14 protein-coding genes are annotated in these 15,801 nt (G+C 65.5%); 3 read left to right on the top strand and 11 right to left on the bottom strand.

What is annotated here, in order from left to right:
• From LPW39_RS18720 to LPW39_RS18675, 10 genes are read right to left on the bottom strand one after another with little or no spacing between them, the layout of a single operon-like run.
• Positions 1–711: an ABC transporter ATP-binding protein gene (locus LPW39_RS18720; RefSeq protein ID WP_230778615.1), complete on the bottom strand. Its 711-nt coding sequence runs from the start codon at positions 709–711 to the stop codon at positions 1–3.
• Positions 711–1,490 carry an ABC transporter ATP-binding protein gene (locus LPW39_RS18715; RefSeq protein WP_230778614.1) on the bottom strand — a complete coding sequence of 260 codons (780 nt, stop codon included), beginning with the start codon at positions 1,488–1,490 and terminating at the stop codon, positions 711–713. Before LPW39_RS18715 ends, LPW39_RS18720 begins: the two co-directional genes overlap by 1 nt.
• Entirely contained in the window at positions 1,487–2,497 is a 1,011-nt protein-coding gene (locus LPW39_RS18710; RefSeq protein ID WP_230778612.1) for a branched-chain amino acid ABC transporter permease, read from the bottom strand. Before LPW39_RS18710 ends, LPW39_RS18715 begins: the two co-directional genes overlap by 4 nt.
• The gene (locus LPW39_RS18705) at positions 2,490–3,410 is read right to left on the bottom strand and encodes a branched-chain amino acid ABC transporter permease (protein ID WP_230778610.1); all 921 of its coding nucleotides are present in this window, start codon (positions 3,408–3,410) and stop codon (positions 2,490–2,492) included. The genes LPW39_RS18710 and LPW39_RS18705 overlap by 8 nt, the downstream gene beginning before the upstream one ends.
• Before the next feature lie 3 nt (positions 3,411–3,413).
• Positions 3,414–4,598: an ABC transporter substrate-binding protein gene (locus tag LPW39_RS18700; protein WP_230778608.1), complete on the bottom strand. Its 1,185-nt coding sequence runs from the start codon at positions 4,596–4,598 to the stop codon at positions 3,414–3,416.
• Positions 4,599–4,643: 45 nt separating this feature from the next.
• Positions 4,644–6,275 (bottom strand): benzoate-CoA ligase family protein, encoded by a 1,632-nt coding sequence (locus LPW39_RS18695; protein WP_230778606.1) that lies wholly within the window; start codon positions 6,273–6,275, stop codon positions 4,644–4,646.
• Between the two features lie 59 nt (positions 6,276–6,334).
• Positions 6,335–7,510: an acyl-CoA dehydrogenase family protein gene (locus LPW39_RS18690; protein WP_230778605.1), complete on the bottom strand. Its 1,176-nt coding sequence runs from the start codon at positions 7,508–7,510 to the stop codon at positions 6,335–6,337.
• Position 7,511: 1 nt separating this feature from the next.
• Positions 7,512–8,366 (bottom strand): enoyl-CoA hydratase family protein, encoded by an 855-nt coding sequence (locus LPW39_RS18685; RefSeq protein ID WP_230778604.1) that lies wholly within the window; start codon positions 8,364–8,366, stop codon positions 7,512–7,514.
• A 23-nt stretch (positions 8,367–8,389) separates the two neighbouring features.
• The gene (locus tag LPW39_RS18680) at positions 8,390–9,163 is read right to left on the bottom strand and encodes an SDR family NAD(P)-dependent oxidoreductase (protein WP_230778603.1); all 774 of its coding nucleotides are present in this window, start codon (positions 9,161–9,163) and stop codon (positions 8,390–8,392) included.
• A gap of 12 nt (positions 9,164–9,175) precedes the next feature.
• A complete protein-coding gene (locus LPW39_RS18675) occupies positions 9,176–11,503 on the bottom strand; it encodes a bifunctional salicylyl-CoA 5-hydroxylase/oxidoreductase (protein WP_230778602.1) in 2,328 nt (775 codons plus the stop codon).
• A gap of 116 nt (positions 11,504–11,619) precedes the next feature.
• On the opposite strand from LPW39_RS18675, the gene LPW39_RS18670 reads away from it, so the two are divergent.
• Entirely contained in the window at positions 11,620–12,153 is a 534-nt protein-coding gene (locus tag LPW39_RS18670; RefSeq protein ID WP_230778601.1) for a MarR family winged helix-turn-helix transcriptional regulator, read from the top strand.
• Between the two features lie 70 nt (positions 12,154–12,223).
• On the opposite strand, the gene LPW39_RS18665 is transcribed toward LPW39_RS18670, so the two are convergent.
• A complete protein-coding gene (locus tag LPW39_RS18665) occupies positions 12,224–12,709 on the bottom strand; it encodes a universal stress protein (protein ID WP_230778599.1) in 486 nt (161 codons plus the stop codon).
• A gap of 125 nt (positions 12,710–12,834) precedes the next feature.
• Between LPW39_RS18665 and tgt the strand changes: the two genes are divergently transcribed.
• Both tgt and LPW39_RS18655 read left to right on the top strand, forming a co-directional pair.
• Entirely contained in the window at positions 12,835–14,007 is a 1,173-nt protein-coding gene (gene tgt, locus LPW39_RS18660; protein WP_230778597.1) for a tRNA guanosine(34) transglycosylase Tgt, read from the top strand.
• Between the two features lie 377 nt (positions 14,008–14,384).
• A complete protein-coding gene (locus LPW39_RS18655; RefSeq protein ID WP_230778596.1) occupies positions 14,385–15,797 on the top strand; it encodes a GGDEF domain-containing protein in 1,413 nt (470 codons plus the stop codon).
• The last annotated feature ends 4 nt before the right edge of the window (positions 15,798–15,801 follow it).

Here is a 15,801-nt window from a genome sequence, read left to right as displayed (position 1 = left end):
TCAGACCCCGATATAGCGCTGCCATAGCGCGGGCTGCGCCTCCAGCTCGGCCGAGCTGCCCTGCCACACCACCTGGCCGCGCTCGATCAAGGTGTGCTGGTCGGCCAGCGCCATCAGCCGCTTGACGTATTTGTCGATCACCAAAATCGCCTGGCCCTGCGCGCGCAAGGCCGCCAGGCACTGCCAGATCTCCTCGCGGATCAGCGGCGCCAAGCCTTCTGTGGCCTCGTCCAGGATCAGCAGATGCGGGTTGGTCATCAGCGCCCGGCCAATGGCCAGCATCTGCTGCTCGCCACCCGAGAGCCGGTTGCCGGGGTTGCCGGCGCGCTCGGCCAGGCGCGGAAACAGCTGGTAGACGCGGTCGAGCGACCAAGGGTTCTCCGAGGCATTGCGGTTGGCCGCAAAGGCCTGCAGGTTTTCCTGCACCGTCAGGTTGGCAAAGATCTGCCGGCCCTCGGGCACCACCGCCATGCCCATGCGCGCAATGCGGTCCGCAGGCAGGTGCTCGATGCGCTCGCCGCGAAACCGCACGCTACCGGCCGATGCGGGTGTCATACCCAGCAGGCTGCGCACCGTCGTCGTCTTGCCCATGCCATTGCGGCCCAGCAAGGTCGCCACCTCGCCCGCGGCCATGCGCAGATGGATGCCAAACAGCACCTGGCTGCTGCCGTAGCAGGTTTCCAGGGCTTCCACTTCCAGCAGTGCGCTCATCAGGCGGCCTCCTCTGCAGCTTCGTCGCCCAGGTAGGCGCGGCGCACATCGGGGTTGCGCCGTATTTCGTCCGGCGTGCCGGTGGCAATCACCTTGCCAAACACCAGGGTCGAGATGCGGTCCGCCAGGCGGAAGACCGCGTCCATGTCGTGCTCCACCAGCAGGATGGTCGTGTCCTGGCGCAACTGCAGCAGCAGCTGCACCATGCGCTCGGATTCGTCCGGCCCCATGCCCGCCATCGGCTCATCGAGCAGCAGCATGCGCGGCCGCGTGGCCAGCGCCAGCGCCACCTCCAGCTGGCGCTGCTCGCCATGTGCCAGCAAGCCGGCGGTGTGCTGCAGCTGGGCAGCCAGGCCCACGCGCTCGGCCACCTCGGCGGCCTGCGCATAGCGTGCGCTCTCACTGCGTGCCGGGCGCCAGAAGCGCCAGCTCGATCCATCGCGCGCCTGCACACCCAGCGCAATGTTCTCCAGCACCGTCAGGCGCTTGAAGATGCTGGTGATCTGGTACGAGCGCACCAGGCCGGCCTGCACCCGCGCAGGCATGGGCTTGCGCTCCACCGCCTCGCCGGCAAACAGGATCTGGCCGGCATCGGGCACCAGCGCGCCCGACAGCTGGTGGATCAGGGTCGTCTTGCCGGCGCCGTTGGGCCCGATCAAGGCATGGATATGGCCGCTCTGCACCGCAAAGCTGGCATGGTCGGTGGCAGTCAGGCCACCAAAGCGCTTGACCAGGTTCTGCACCTGCAACAAGGGGGTTGGCATCTTGGCCGTGCTCATCGCTTGCTCCACATGCCGCGCCGCAGGCTCAGCAAACCATTGGGGGCCACCAGCACCACGATCAGCAGCACGGCGCCCAGGCCCAGCTGCCAGTGCACCGTGTAGGCGGCCAGCACCTCCTCCAGCAGCAGGAACACCGCTGCGCCCACCAGGCCGCCATACAGATGGCCGACACCGCCCAGGATGACCATGATCAGCAGGATGCCGGACTGGGTCCACTGCAGCATGCCGGGGCCGATAAAGCTGCCCTGGTTGGCCAGCATCGCGCCTGCCAGTCCGGCAAAGGCGCCGGCTAGGCTGAAGGCCACCAGCTTGTAGCGGTAGACCGGAAAACCGATGGCCTGCATGCGGGTCTCGTTCTCCTTGATGGCCTGCAGCACATGGCCAAAACGGGCATTGAGCACCCGCGCCATCAGCAGCAGGCTGGTGCTGACCAGCGCCAGCACCACATAGTAGAACGTGGCATCCTGCGCCAGATCCAGGCCCAGGCCGATGTCCGAGCGGCCGGGCAGCGACAGGCCGTCATCGCCGCCCAGCGATTTGAACGACATGATCAGGTAGTACAGCATCTGCGCAAAGGCCAGGGTGATCATGATGAAGTACACGCCCTGGGTGCGCAGGCTGATGGCGCCGACCAGCAGCGAAAAGGCCGCGCCCATCAGCATGGCCAGCGGCCAGGCCAGCCAGGCGGAGCTCACCCCCTGCTGCATCAGCAGGCCCACGGTGTAGGCACCCAGGCCCACAAAGGCCGCATGGCCAAAGCTCACCATGCCGCCAAAACCGAGGATGAAGTTGAGGCTGGCAGCAGCCAGTCCAAACACCAGCACGCGGCTGGCCACGCCGATGTAGAAGTCCTCACCCGTTGCCTGGGCGATCAGCGGAAAGGCGATCAGCAGCGCGAGCAAAGGCAGCACCAGCCGGGGCTGCAGCCGGTGGTCGAAGACGCTGGGCTGCGCCGCTGGCGTGGCCTGGGCCGCAGCGGTCTGGGGGGCGGTGGTGTCAGTCATGGGCGGGGAACAGACCTTGGGGTTTGTAGAACAGCACGGCAGCCATCAGCACATAGATCAGGATCGAGGCCACGGCCGGGCCGGCGTTGGCCGCCACCTCGGGGCCCATGGCCTTGTCAAACAACAAGGGCACCAGGGTGCGGCCGGCGGTATCGACCAGGCCCACCAGCATGGCGCCCAGCAGCGCGCCCCGGATCGAGCCAATGCCGCCAATCACGATCACCACAAAGGCGAGGATCAGAATGCTCTCGCCCATGCCCACCTGCACCGCCAGCAGCGGCCCCAGCATGCCGCCCGCTACTGCACACAGCGCAGCGCCCAGCGCAAACACCAGGGTGAACAGGCGGCGCACATTGGCGCCCATGGCAGTCGCCATCTCGCGGTTGGCCGCGCCGGCGCGCACCTGCATGCCAAAGCGCGTGCGGGTCACCAACAGCCACAGCAGCAAGGCCACGGCCAGGCCCACGCCGATGATCAGCAGCCGGTAGGCCGGGTAGGAGAAACCATCCATCAAGCGCACCGGCCCGGCCAGCGCGGCCGGCGGGTTCAGCATCAGCGGCTGGGCACCCCAGATAATGCGCACGATCTCATTGCTCATCAGCAAGATGGCAAAGGTGCCCATCACCTGCGACAGGTGGTCGCGGTGGTAGAGGCGGCGCAGGACCGTGAACTCCAGCAACACGCCCACCAGCACCGTGGCCAGCACCCCCAGGCCCAGGCCCAGCCAGAACGAGCCGCTCGCCTGGCTGAAGCTGGCCACCAGGTAGGCGCCAATCATGTAGAGCGAACCATGGGCCAGGTTGATCATGTCCATGATGCCGAACACGAGGGTCAGACCGGCGGCCAGCAGAAACAGCATCAAGCCGAACTGCAGGCCATTGAGCGTCTGCTCAAGAATCAGGATGGTGTTCATCGATCAGGACGGCATCTTGCAGTCTTTGACGTAGGCATCCTGGTGGTTCTTGAACACCGTGCCCACCGTGCGGTTGGTCAGCTTGCCCTGGCTGTCCTTGCTCACCACGCGCAGGTAGTAGTCCTGCACCGGGAAATGGTTGCTGTTGAACTTGAAGCTGCCGCGCACCGATTCGAACTTGGCCGCCTCGATGGCCTTGCGCAAGGCCGCCTTGTCATCGAGCTTGCCCTTGACATCGCGCACCGCCGCATCCATCAGGCGTGCAGCGTCATAGCCATGCGATGCATACAGCGACGGCATACGGCCAAATTCCTTCTGGAAGTCGGTGACGAATTTCTTGTTCGCGGCATTGTCCAGGTCATGCGCCCATTGCGAGGTGTTGAAGGTGCCCAGCATCGAGTCACCCACCGCACGGATCACGTCCTCATCGGCCGAGAAGCCCGGGGCGTACAAGGTGATGTCCTTGGACAGGCCGGCGCCGACAAACTGCTTGATGAAGTTCACGCCCAGGCCACCGGGCAGAAAGATATAGACGCCATCGACCTGGGCCGCGCGCATCTTGGAGATCTCGGCGCCATAGTCCAGCTGGCTCAGCGAGGTATAGGTCTCCATGCCGATCTCGCCCTTGTAGAAGCGCTTGAAGCCCGCGATCGAATCCTTGCCTGCCGGGTAGTTGGGCGCAATCAGCGCCACGCGCTTGAAGCCCTTGTCCTGCATGGTCTGGCCGGCGGCCTCATGCAAGGCATCGTTTTGCTGCGAGACATTGAAGAAATACGGGTTGCACTGGGCCCCTGCGTACTGCGAGGGGCCGGCATTGGGGCTGATGAAGAAGGTCTTGTTCTGGAATGCCGCCGGGCCCACGGCCAGCATCACGTTGGAGAACACGGTGCCGGTCATGAAATCCACCTTGTCCCGCTTGAGCAGGCGCTCGGCCGTCTGCTTGGCCACCTCGGGGTTTTGCTGGTCGTCGACCACCACCACCTCGGCGGGCAGGTTGCCGATCTTGCCGTTCATGTGCTTGACGGCCAGCTGGAAGCCGTCGCGGATGTCGGTGCCCAGACCAGCGCCGGGGCCCGACAAGGTGCTGAGCAAGCCCACCTTGACCTGGTCGGCCGCACTGGCACTGCTGGCGCACAGCAGCGCGATGGACAGACTCACAAGACTGCGATGCAAAAGATGACGCTTCATGCTGGTTCCCTGGTTGGTGTGCCAAAAAAATTTAACGAGCCGCTACTATGCCGGGCTGTGCAGCCGAAACCGTTGTAGTTTTCCCGTAGCCGTGCGCGGCAGCTGCGCGACAAAATCCACGGCCCGTGGGTATTTGTAGGGCGCCACCGTGCTTTTGACGAAATCCTGCAAGGTCTTGACCATGTCCGCATCCGCGGCAAAGCCCGGCCGCAGCACCACAAAGGCCTTGACGATCTGGCCGCGCTCGCTGTCGGGCAGGCCGATCACCGCGCATTCGGCCACCGCCGCATGGGCCAGCAAGGCGTCTTCGACCTCGGGCGCGGCAATGTTGTAGCCCGAGGAGATGATCATGTCATCGGTGCGGGCCTGGTAAACGAAATAGCCGTCCGCATCCATCACATAGGCGTCACCGGTCAGGTTCCAGCCCGCATGCACATACTGGGTCTGGCGGCTGTCGTTCAGGTAGCGGCAGCCGGTGGGGCCCTGCACCGCCAGCTTGCCCACCGTGCCGGGCGGCACTTCCCGGCCCTGCTCATCGACCACCTTGGCGCGGTAGCCGGGTACGGCGCGGCCGGTGGCACCGGGCCGGGCCTCGTCCTCGCGGTGCGAGATGAAGATGTGCAGCATCTCGGTCGAGCCGATGCCGTCGATGATCTCGATGCCGGTGGCGGCTTTCCACAGCGCGCGCGTCGAGGCATTCAAGGCCTCGCCGGCCGATACGCATTTGCGCAGCCGGGTCTGGCGCAGCCGCTCGCCCTGCTGGGCCATCACGCGGTACGAGGTCGGCGCGGTGAACACCACGGTGGCACCAAATTGTTCGATGCCATCGACCAGTTGCACAGGGCCCGCCTTCTCCAGCAGTGCCATCGAGGCACCAATCGCCATCGGGAACAGCACCTGTCCCCCCAGGCCAAAGGTAAAGGCCAGCGGCGGGCTGCCGATGAAGACGTCGTCGGGTTCGGCCCGCAGCACATGGCGGGGCCAGCAGGCGCAGATGGCCATCACATCGCGGTGGAAATGCATCGTCGCCTTGGGCACCCCCGTGGTGCCCGAGGTAAAGCCCAGCAGGCAGGTGTCGGTCGCCGCCGTCTGCACCGTGTCGAAATGCGGCGAGGCCTGGGCCATCAGCGGCTCCAGCGCCTGCGCTGCCGGCAGGCCACTGCCATTGAAGTAGCGCACTGCCTGCAAGCACGGGTTGGCCGCCTGCGCCGCCTGCACCTCGGTCTGCAACGCCGCATCGCACAGCGCATGGCTGATCTGGGCAATCTCGATGATGGTGCCCAGCTCCTTGGCGCGCAGCAGCGGCATGGCGGCCACCGCAATGCCGCCCGCCTTGACCACCGCAAACCAGCTCGCCACCATCATCGGGTTGTTGGGCGCGCAGAGCAGCACGCGGTTGCCGGGCACCAGGCCCATCTGCGTAGTCAGCACATTGGCAATGCGGTTGGCCTGGGCCTGCAGCTCGGCATAGGTCCAGCGTACACCCTGGGCCTGCAGGCAGAGGCGCTCGCCCCGGCCTTCGGCCACATGGCGGTCCAGCAGCTCGGCAGCGCAGTTGAGGCGCTCGGGGAACTGCAGCTCGGGCAGGTCAAAGTGGTACTCCGGCTGCAGCTCGGGCGGCGGCAGATGCGTGGCGGCAAAGCGGTCGATATGCGCGGTATAGGGCGTGGCAGACATCTCGCAAACTCCAGGCTGAAGGCGGAAACCAGGACCGGCGTCCAGGTACTGGTCAGGGGTCAAGGCGCGGTGGGCGCCACTTGTTTGAGCAGCTCGCGGGCGATGATGAGTTGCTGCACCTCGGTCGCCCCTTCGTAGATGCGCAGCGCGCGGATCTCGCGGTACAGGCGCTCGACCGGCTGATCGCTGACGACGCCCAGGCCGCCCCACATCTGCAGCGCCGCATCGATCACCTGCTGCGCGTTCTCGGTGGCGGTCATCTTGGCCATCGCCGCCTCGCTGGTCACGCTCTGGCCCTGGTCGCGCTGCCAGGCGGCGCGGTAGGTCAGCAGCGCGGCGCTGTCGATCTGCGTGGCCATCTGGGCCAGCTTGGCCTGGGTGAGCTGAAAATCGGCCAGCACGCCCTGGAACATGCGGCGGCTGGTGGCCCGCTGCAAGGCCTCGTCCAGCGCACGGCGGGCAAAGCCCAGTGCGGCGGCCGCCACCGAGGTGCGGAACACATCCAGGGTGCGCATCGCCAGCTTGAAGCCCTCGGCCGCCGCGCCAAGGCGCTGGCTGACCGGCACGCGGCAGCCGCTGAAGCGCAGCCGCGCCAGCGGATGCGGCGCGATCACATCGATGCGCTCGGCAATCTCCAGGCCGGGCGTGTCCGCATCCACGATCAGCGCCGAGATACCGCGCGCGCCCGGTGCCTCGCCGGTGCGCACAAACACCACATAGAAGTCGGCAATGCCGCCGTTGGAGATCCAGGTTTTTTCGCCGTCGATGACATAGTGGTCGCCGTCCAAGCGGGCGGCGCAGGCCATGGCGGCCACGTCCGATCCGGCATCGGGCTCGGACAGCGCAAAGGCCGCAATCGCCTCGCCCCGTGCGACCCGGCCCAGGTAGCGCGCCTTCTGCGCCTCCGTGCCTGCCAGGCTGATCGCGCCCGAGCCCAGCCCCTGCATTGCAAACGCAAAATCGGCCAGGCCGTTGTGGCGCGCCAGGGTCTCGCGGATCAGGCAGATGGCGCGAGTGTCGATCTGCGCGGCCGCGCCGCCATGCGCCTCGCCCGCCACCGCATGGCGCAGCCAGCCCGCCTGGCCCAGCGCCTGCACCAGGCTGCGGCAATCGCCATCGGTATCGCCGCTGTGCACATGGGCTACATGCTGGGCGGCCCAGGCATCCAGCCTCTGCGCCAGCTCGGCATGGCGCGGCTCAAAAAACGGCCATTGCAGGTAACGGGTGTCGGCCATGTCAGTTCCCCTGGAATTGCGGCTTTTGCTTGGCCACAAAGGCCTCATAGGCGCGCTTGAAGTCTTCGGTCAGCATGCAGATGGCCTGCGCCTGCGCCTCGGCCTCGATCGCCTGGTCAATGGTCATCGCCCACTCCTGGTGCAGCATGGTCTTGGTGATGCCATTGGCAAAGCTGGGGCCTGCGACCAAGTCAGCGGCCATCTTCTGCGCCTGCTCCAGCAGCGCTTCGGGCTCGGCCAGGCGGTTGAAAAAGCCCCAGCGCTCGCCCTCTTCCCCGCCCAGGCTGCGGCCGGTGTAGAGCAGCTCGCTGGCGCGGCCCTGGCCGATGATGCGCGGCAAAAAGGCGCAGGCGCCCATGTCGCAGCCGGCCAGGCCCACGCGGTTGAACAGAAACGCCGTCTTGCTGCGCGCCGTGCCCAGCCGCATGTCCGAGGCCATCGCCATGATGGCGCCAGCGCCGGCACAGATGCCATCAACCGCCGCAATGATGGGTTGCGGGCAGGCGCGCATGGCCTTGATCAGCTCACCCGTCATGCGGGTGAACATCAGCAGCTCGGGCGCCTTCAGGGCCACCAGCGGGCCGATGATTTCATGTACGTCGCCACCCGAGCAGAAGTTGCCACCGGCGCCCACCAGCACCACGGCCTTCACATCCTGCGCCCACTTGAGGCGGTGGAACAGGTCGCGCAGCTCGGCGTAGGAATCAAAGGTCAGCGGGTTCTTGCGCTCTGGCCGGTTGAGCGTGATCGTTGCCACGCCAGCATGGACCTGCCACAGAAAATGCTGTGCCTGGTAGCCGGCCAGTTGCTGGTGGTTGCCCGCCACCAGCGCGGGGTCGATTCGGTAGTCACTCATGCCTGTCTCCACAGATTCGGGGTTCACATCACTTCGCCGCCAGCCACCGCAATGGCCTGTCCGGTCATCGCGCCAGCGCCTTTGCCGCAGAGCCAGACGACGGCATCGGCCACCTCCTGCGGCTGCACCAGGCGGCCCTGGGGGTTGTTGCGCACAAATTCGGCCAGGGCCTGCTCGGGGCTGCGGCCGGTCTTGGCCACCACGCGGTCGAGACTGGTCTTGACCAGGTCGGTTTCGGTATAGCCCGGGCACACGGCATTGACGGTGATGCCCCGGCTCGCCACCTCCAGCGCCAGCGCCCGGGTCAAGCCCACGACGCCATGCTTGGCCGCCACATAGGCCGATACATAGGCATAGCCGGTCAGGCCTGCGGTGCTGGCCACATTGACAATGCGGCCATAACCTGCAGCCTGCATCGCCGGCAGCACCTGCTGCATGCACAGCATGGTGCCGGTCAGGTTCACCGCCAGCATCTGCGACCAGAGCTGGGCATCGGTCTTCATAAAGGGGGCGCTCTGCGCCTGGCCAGCGTTGTTCACCAGGATCTGGATCGCACCGAACCCAGCCACGGCCTGCACAAACGCAGCCACCACCTCGGCCTCTTGCGCCACATCGGCCAGCACCAGCTGGCACTGGCCCGGGAAGGTATCCACCAGCTTTTGCAGCGGCTCAGGCCGGCGGCCCAGCACCGTCACCCGCGCGCCCTGCGCCAGCAACTGGCGCGCAATCGCCTCGCCAATGCCCTGGCCGGCGCCGGTCACCAGCGCATGTTGTCCTTGCAAGCTCTTGGTCGCCATCTGCGCCGCTCCTCAGTGGCCGGCGGCCGCTTGCTGGGCCTTCTCGCGCTCGAACAAGCTCTCCATCTGGCGCTTGCCGGCAAAGTAGGGCTTGGGCCAGCTGATGGCGGTGTAGCCAATCTTGGCCGCCTCGGTCAAGGTCCAGGCCGGGTTGGCCAGGTGCGGGCGGGCCACGGCACAAAGGTCGGCGCGGCCAGCGGCGATGATGGAATTGGCATGGTCGGCCTCGCTGATCGCGCCGACGGCCATCGTCGCAATGCCCGCCTCCTGGCGGATGCGGTCGGCAAACGGGGTCTGGAACATGCGGCCATAGACCGGCTTTTCCTGTTTGCTGACCTGGCCGGACGAGCAGTCGATCAGGTCCGCGCCTGCCGCCTTGAAGGCCTTGGCAATCTCTACCGCATCATCGGGGGTGATGCCGCCAGGCACCCAGTCATGGGCGGAGATGCGCACCGACATCGGCCGCTCCTGCGGCCAGACGGCGCGCACGGCCCGGAACACCTCCAGCGGGTAGCGCAGGCGGTTCTCCAGGCTGCCGCCATAGGCATCGTCCCGGTGGTTGGTCAACGGCGAGATAAAGCTGGACAGCAGATAGCCGTGGGCGCAGTGCAGCTCCAGCCAGTCGGCACCCACCTCGGCGGCCATCTGGGCGGCATGTACAAACTGCTGCTTGACCTCGTCCATCTGGGCCAGGCTCATGGCCTGCGAGATCTGGCTCACGCCTTCGAGGTACTGCTGGGGCGAGGCCGAGATGATCGGCCAGTTGCCCTCGGTCAATGGCAGGTCGGTGCCCTCCCAGGCCAGGCGGGTGGAGGCCTTGGCACCGGCATGGCCGATCTGCATCGCAAACTTGGCATCGGTGTGGGTGTGGATCCAGTCGCTGATGCGCTGCCAGGCCTGCTTTTGTGCCTCGCTGTAGGTGCCCGGGCAGCCGGGGGTGATGCGGCCTTCGGGGCTGACGCAGGCCATCTCGGCAAACACCAGACCGGCGCCGCCCATCGCCCGCGCGCCCAGGTGCACCAGGTGGTAGTCGCCCGGCACGCCATCGACGGCCGAGTACTGCGCCATCGGCGAGACGACGATGCGGTTCTTCAAGGTCAGGCCGCGCAGGGTATAGGGCAGGAACATCGGCGGCGGCGCCTTGCCCTGCACCTCGACCCCGTTTTGCGCAGCCAGCCAGGCCTCATAACCGCCGAGCCAGGCGGCATCGCGCAGGCGCAGGTTCTCGTGGCTGATGCGCTGGCTGCGCGTCAGCATCGAGTACATGAACTGCTCGGGCTCCAACTGGTCGCAGTAGCGCTTGCCGCAGACCTCGAACCACTCCATCGCATTCCAGGCGGCATTCTGGATGCGCAAGGTCTCCACCCGGCGCAGCGCCTGGTAGGCCTCCAGCACGGCAGGGATCTGCGCCTTGCCGTCGCCCAGCTGCTGGAACTGCCGCGCCAGCTCGATCGCATCCTCGATCGCCAGCTTGGTGCCCGAGCCAATCGCGAAATGCGCCGTGTGCACGGCGTCGCCCATCAGCACCACATGGCTGCCCTTGGCGTTCTGCAGCCACCACTGGTCGCATACCACGCGCTGGAAATTGATCCAGGCCGAGCCGCGCAGATGGCGGGCATTGGTCATCAACCTTGCGCCTTGCAGGTTGTCGGCAAACAGCTTTTCGCAGAAGGCGATCGATTGCTCCTGGTCGGCCGTGTCCAGGCCGCAGGCCTGCCAGGTCTCCTCGGTGGTCTCGACGATGAAGGTCGAGGTCTTGTCGTCGAACTGGTAGATATGGGCCTGGAACCAGCCGTGCTCGGTGCGCACGAAGTCAAAGGTGAAGGCCTCGTAGACCTTGTTGGCTCCCAGCCAGATAAAGCGGTTGGGGCGGGTGACGATATCGGGCTTGAACACCTCGGCGTACTTAGTGCGGATGCGCGAGTTCACACCATCGCTGGCGATGATGAGGTCGGCATCGGCATAGTCCTCGTCGGACTGCACATCGGTCTCGAACACCAGCTTGACGCCGAGCTGCTCGCAGCGCGCCTGCAGGATGTTGAGCAGGTGCTTGCGGCCGATACCGACAAAGCCATGGCCGCCCGAGCGGATCTTGCGGCCCTTGAACAGCAGCTCTATGTCGTCCCAGTGGTTGAAGGCCTGCTCGATCTGCATCGCCGTGGCCGGGTCCCACTCGCGCATGTTGTCCATCGTGGCATCGGAGAAAACCACGCCCCAGCCAAAGGTGTCATAGGGCTTGTTGCGCTCCACCACGGTCACGTCATGCGCGGGGTCCATCTGCTTCATCAGCAGCGCGAAATACAAGCCGGCGGGACCACCGCCTATGCAGACAATTTTCATGGCCAGGATCGTCCTGAAAAATACTTTATAACTAAATTATTGATGCATAAATAATTCACTAAAATACGAACTTACCCTATCACTGGAGCCGCCTGCGGTACTGCACCATGGGCGCCATGGCTGACATGCAAACCCTCTGCAATTCCCCCTCCGATACTGGCGGCGGTGGCGCTGGCCGCGAGGCCGGTCTCGCCCATGATGAACACCAGGCCGTGCGCCTGTGGCTGCGGTTGATGACCTGCAGCACCCAGATCGAACAGGTGATTCGCAGCAAGCTGCGCACCCAGTTCGCCACCACCTTGCCGCGCTTTGACTACCTGGCCCAGCTCAGCCGCTTCCCCAAGGGCCTGCGCATGAAGACGCTCTCCGAGTACCTGATGGTGACCGGCGGCAATATCACCGGTCTGACGGACCAGCTGGTGGCCGAAGGCTGGGTGGAGCGGGTGGCCGATGACGAGGACCGCCGCTCGATGACGGTGCGCCTGACGCGCAGCGGAAAAAAGCAGTTCAGCGCCATGGCCAAGGCGCATGAACAGTGGCTGGAGCATTTGCTCGCGCCCCTGGGCGCGGATGCCGCGCGCGAGCTGTATGACCAGCTGGGCCTGCTGCGGCAGATTGTGGGCCAGCGCGCGGAGCAGGTTGCCGGCTGACCCTCACCTACCAATGACAGAGAGCCTGCGGACCGCCCTGGTCCGCAGGCTCCTTTTCCTTCAGCGGGAATTACATCGCGGTATCGGCCTGGCTGAGGTCGCCATCGACCTCATCGGCCTCCAGCACCTCGGGCATCTTGACAATCGTGGTCGGCACCCGGCTGTGGCGCGCCACCTCGCGCGAGACCGAACCGATCAGGATGCTGCCCAGCGTGCTCTCGCCAGTGGCGCCGATCACGATGAGGCCACAGCCCTTCTCCTCGGCGATATCCAGCAACGTGGCATGGATGTCGCCCAACCGGATCTCCACCTCGTAGGACACACCGGCCAGACGCAACACATCGAGCGCCGGGGCGACCAGGTCCATGCCGGCCTCCAGACTGGCATTGGCGATCAGCTCCGAATCCTGCGTGGCCAGCTCCAGAAAGCTGGCTTCCTTTTGCACATGGGCGACCACGACATGGGCGCGCAGGCCCTGCTGCACCAGTTGCACGCCGTGCTGCACCGCTTGCAGCGAGTTGGGCGAACCGTCGACGGCGATCATGATGTTGAGCATGGGCTTCTCCTTGGCAGTGAAAGATCAGCCCAGTGTAGCGACCTGCCGGCACCCCCTGTGTCAGAGACGGACCTGCGAAACCCGCCGCGCCGTCAACTACCGCACATCTGCGAAAATGAGCGGTTATGCTGCAGTTCGACCTCCTCAAAACCGATCCCACCAGCCACGCACGCCGTGGCACGCTCACGCTCAACCATGGCGTGGTGCAGACCCCCATCTTCATGCCCGTGGGCACCTATGGCACCGTCAAGGGCGTGATGCCGCGCAGCCTGGAGGAAATGGGCGCCCAGATCATTCTGGGCAATACCTTCCACCTGTGGATGCGCCCGGGCCTGGATGTGATGAAGAGCTTTGGCGGCCTGCACGGTTTCGAGAAATGGGACAAGCCCATCCTGACCGACTCGGGCGGTTTCCAGGTCTGGTCGCTGGGCGCGATGCGCAAGATCACCGAAGAAGGCGTGCATTTCCAGAGCCCCGTCAATGGCGACAAGCTGTTCATGTCGCCCGAGGTCAGCATGCAGATCCAGACGATTCTGAACTCGGACATCGTCATGCAGCTCGACGAGTGCACGCCGTATGAGACCAATGGCAAGAAGACCACCGAGGCCGAAGCGCGCAAGTCGATGGAGATGAGCCGCCGCTGGGCCAAGCGCTCCAAGGAAGAGTTCGAGCGCCTGGGCAACCCCAATGCCTTGTTCGGCATCGTGCAGGGCGGCATGTTCAAGCACCTGCGCGAGGAATCGCTGCAGGGTCTGCTGGAGATCGACTTCCCCGGCTACGCGGTGGGCGGCGTCTCGGTGGGTGAGCCCAAGGACGAGATGCTGGACATCATGCAGCACACGCCCCATCTGCTGCCGGCCAACAAGCCGCGCTACCTGATGGGCGTGGGCACGCCCGAGGACCTGGTGCAAGGTGTGGCCGATGGCGTGGACATGTTCGACTGCGTGATGCCGACCCGCAATGCGCGCAACGGCACCATCTTCACCCGCTATGGCGACCTGAAGATCCGCAACGCCCGCCACAAGACCGACCACCAGCCCATCGACACCTCATGCACCTGCCACGCCTGCGCCGGCAAGAGCGGCGTGAGCTGGGACAACGGCGGCCGCGACGGCTTCAGCCGCGCCTACCTGCACCACCTGGACCGCTGCGGCGAGATGCTGGGCCCGATGCTGACCACCATCCACAACCTGCACTACTACCTGAACCTGATGCAGGAAGTGCGTCAGTCCCTCGATGCCGGCAGCTTTGCCCAGTTCCGCGCGCAGTTCAAGTCCGACCGGGCACGCGGTATCTAAGAACCAGCTGCCCAGGCCCCTGCCATGTAAAGCGTGGGGGCCAAGAGACAACGCGGCACAGCGCTTGACAGCCCTTGCGTAAAGTACGAGACAACGCCTTGGCGGGCTTGGTGCCCTGGCCGATGCGCCACCAACCGGCAGCCAGGGCGCTAACCCACAACCGCATTTTTTGGACTGGTATGCCAGCCGGCATGATTCTCTAGCTCCGAATTTAGAAGCAACAGCGATTGACTGAGGTTATCGATTGAGCAAAACCTCAGCCGAACCTTGCCGCACCGGGGCGCTTCGCCCGCGCGCCAATGTGTGACTGGCCCACGGGGTCGGGACCATGGCTGCGCAGGGGAGCGGGTATATTTCGCCCATCCTCCCTCACACCCATGCCGACCGCGTCGTCCGTCCACCCCTTGGAGCAACCCCATAGCGGTCGCTTGCTGCTCTGCGCCAGCTTGGCCGTGTTTGCTGCGGCCATGGTGGGCATCTTGCTGCGCCCACTGGGCTATCTGTCGGTGTTCTGGCCCGCCAACCAGATCGTGTTGGTGCTGCTGCTGCGCTACCCGCGCCTGATGCGGCCTGTAGGCCTGGCAGCTATTTTTGCCAGCTTTGTGCTGGCCGATCTGATCACCGGCACCTCCGTGTGGCTGTCCCTGGGCTTTACGACCGCCAATCTGTGCGGCGCCGCCTGCGGCTGGCTGTTTCTGCACCGCCAGTCCAAGCGCGATCTGCAGATGGAAGGCCAGGCTTCCGCACTGATGGTGTTTTTTGCCAGCGGCATGGCATCGCTGGCGTCGGCGTCCATTGGCGGGCCCATCAGCGCCTGGGCCTTTGAGTTGTCCATCACCCAGGGGCTGCTGATGTGGTGGACCGGCGAGTGGATGAACGCGATGATGCTGCTGCCGTTCCTGCTGGCCCTGCCTTCGGCCAGCAAGCCTGCGGCGGTGCAAGAGCGCCAGTCCTGGGCCTTGAAACTCCTGCCCGCCCTGGCGGTGATCGGCCTGGAGACGACCAGCTACATGGTGGGCAACAAGGTGGGCTCGCTGGCGTTCTCGCTGCCTGCGCTGCTGTGGTGCGCGCTGTCCTACCGCATCCTGACGACGGCCATCATCACCATGCTGGTGTTTGTGACCAAAGTGATCGTGATCTCCAACATCGTGGGCTTCATCCCCGCCAATGTGCTGGACGTGGCCAGTCTGCGCCTGGGCATCACGATGCTGATCCTGGGTCCGCTGTCGGTGGCGGGCTCGCATGCGGCGCGTGCCGAGCTGCTGCACCGCATGCGCTACCAGGCCCATCACGACAGCCTGACCGATGTGCTGAGCCGCAATGGCTTTGTGCAGGCCAGCCATGCGCTGCTCAAGCGCCTGACCCATGAGGGCAACTCGGCAGCGGTGCTGATGCTGGACCTGGACCATTTCAAGCGCGTCAACGACAACCACGGCCATGCCAGCGGCGACCGCCTGCTGCGCGATGTCAGCCGGGTGCTGACTGAATCGCTGCGGCCGCAGGATGTGCTGGGCCGCATCGGCGGAGAAGAGTTCGCCGTGGTGCTGCCCCACATCAGCTTTGAAGACGCTACCGCGATTGCCGAGCGCCTCTGCCATACCGTGCGCAATGGCCAGTTCCAGACGGCCCACAACGAGCCACTGCTGGCCACGCTCAGCATCGGCCTGGCCTACAAACAGGCACTGCGGCCCGCCGACAGCCTGGAAGACCTGCTGCGCGAAGCGGACCTGGCCCTGTACCAGGCCAAGTCCCAAGGGCGCGACTGCGCGGTGTGGACGGCGCCGCTCTAAGCCA

This window comes from Comamonas koreensis (genome assembly GCF_021026195.1).
Classification (GTDB): Bacteria; Pseudomonadota; Gammaproteobacteria; order Burkholderiales; family Burkholderiaceae_C; genus Comamonas; species Comamonas koreensis.
The sequence above is the reverse complement of the archived record's forward strand: the minus strand, read 5'-3'. Positions and strand labels throughout refer to the sequence as shown.

What these genes read in the sequence shown, in the direction of transcription:
- LPW39_RS18695 (WP_230778606.1), bottom strand. Translation starts at nt 6,275, where the DNA reads ATGTCTGCCACGCCCTATACCGCGCATATCGACCGCTTTGCCGCCACG.
- LPW39_RS18700 (WP_230778608.1), bottom strand. Translation starts at nt 4,598, where the DNA reads ATGAAGCGTCATCTTTTGCATCGCAGTCTTGTGAGTCTGTCCATCGCG.
- LPW39_RS18690 (WP_230778605.1), bottom strand. Translation starts at nt 7,510, where the DNA reads ATGGCCGACACCCGTTACCTGCAATGGCCGTTTTTTGAGCCGCGCCAT.
- LPW39_RS18670 (WP_230778601.1), top strand. Translation starts at nt 11,620, where the DNA reads ATGGCTGACATGCAAACCCTCTGCAATTCCCCCTCCGATACTGGCGGC.
- LPW39_RS18705 (WP_230778610.1), bottom strand. Translation starts at nt 3,410, where the DNA reads ATGAACACCATCCTGATTCTTGAGCAGACGCTCAATGGCCTGCAGTTC.
- LPW39_RS18720 (WP_230778615.1), bottom strand. Translation starts at nt 711, where the DNA reads ATGAGCGCACTGCTGGAAGTGGAAGCCCTGGAAACCTGCTACGGCAGC.
- LPW39_RS18680 (WP_230778603.1), bottom strand. Translation starts at nt 9,163, where the DNA reads ATGGCGACCAAGAGCTTGCAAGGACAACATGCGCTGGTGACCGGCGCC.
- LPW39_RS18715 (WP_230778614.1), bottom strand. Translation starts at nt 1,490, where the DNA reads ATGAGCACGGCCAAGATGCCAACCCCCTTGTTGCAGGTGCAGAACCTG.
- LPW39_RS18665 (WP_230778599.1), bottom strand. Translation starts at nt 12,709, where the DNA reads ATGCTCAACATCATGATCGCCGTCGACGGTTCGCCCAACTCGCTGCAA.
- tgt (WP_230778597.1), top strand. Translation starts at nt 12,835, where the DNA reads ATGCTGCAGTTCGACCTCCTCAAAACCGATCCCACCAGCCACGCACGC.
- LPW39_RS18675 (WP_230778602.1), bottom strand. Translation starts at nt 11,503, where the DNA reads ATGAAAATTGTCTGCATAGGCGGTGGTCCCGCCGGCTTGTATTTCGCG.
- LPW39_RS18685 (WP_230778604.1), bottom strand. Translation starts at nt 8,366, where the DNA reads ATGAGTGACTACCGAATCGACCCCGCGCTGGTGGCGGGCAACCACCAG.
- LPW39_RS18655 (WP_230778596.1), top strand. Translation starts at nt 14,385, where the DNA reads ATGCCGACCGCGTCGTCCGTCCACCCCTTGGAGCAACCCCATAGCGGT.
- LPW39_RS18710 (WP_230778612.1), bottom strand. Translation starts at nt 2,497, where the DNA reads ATGACTGACACCACCGCCCCCCAGACCGCTGCGGCCCAGGCCACGCCA.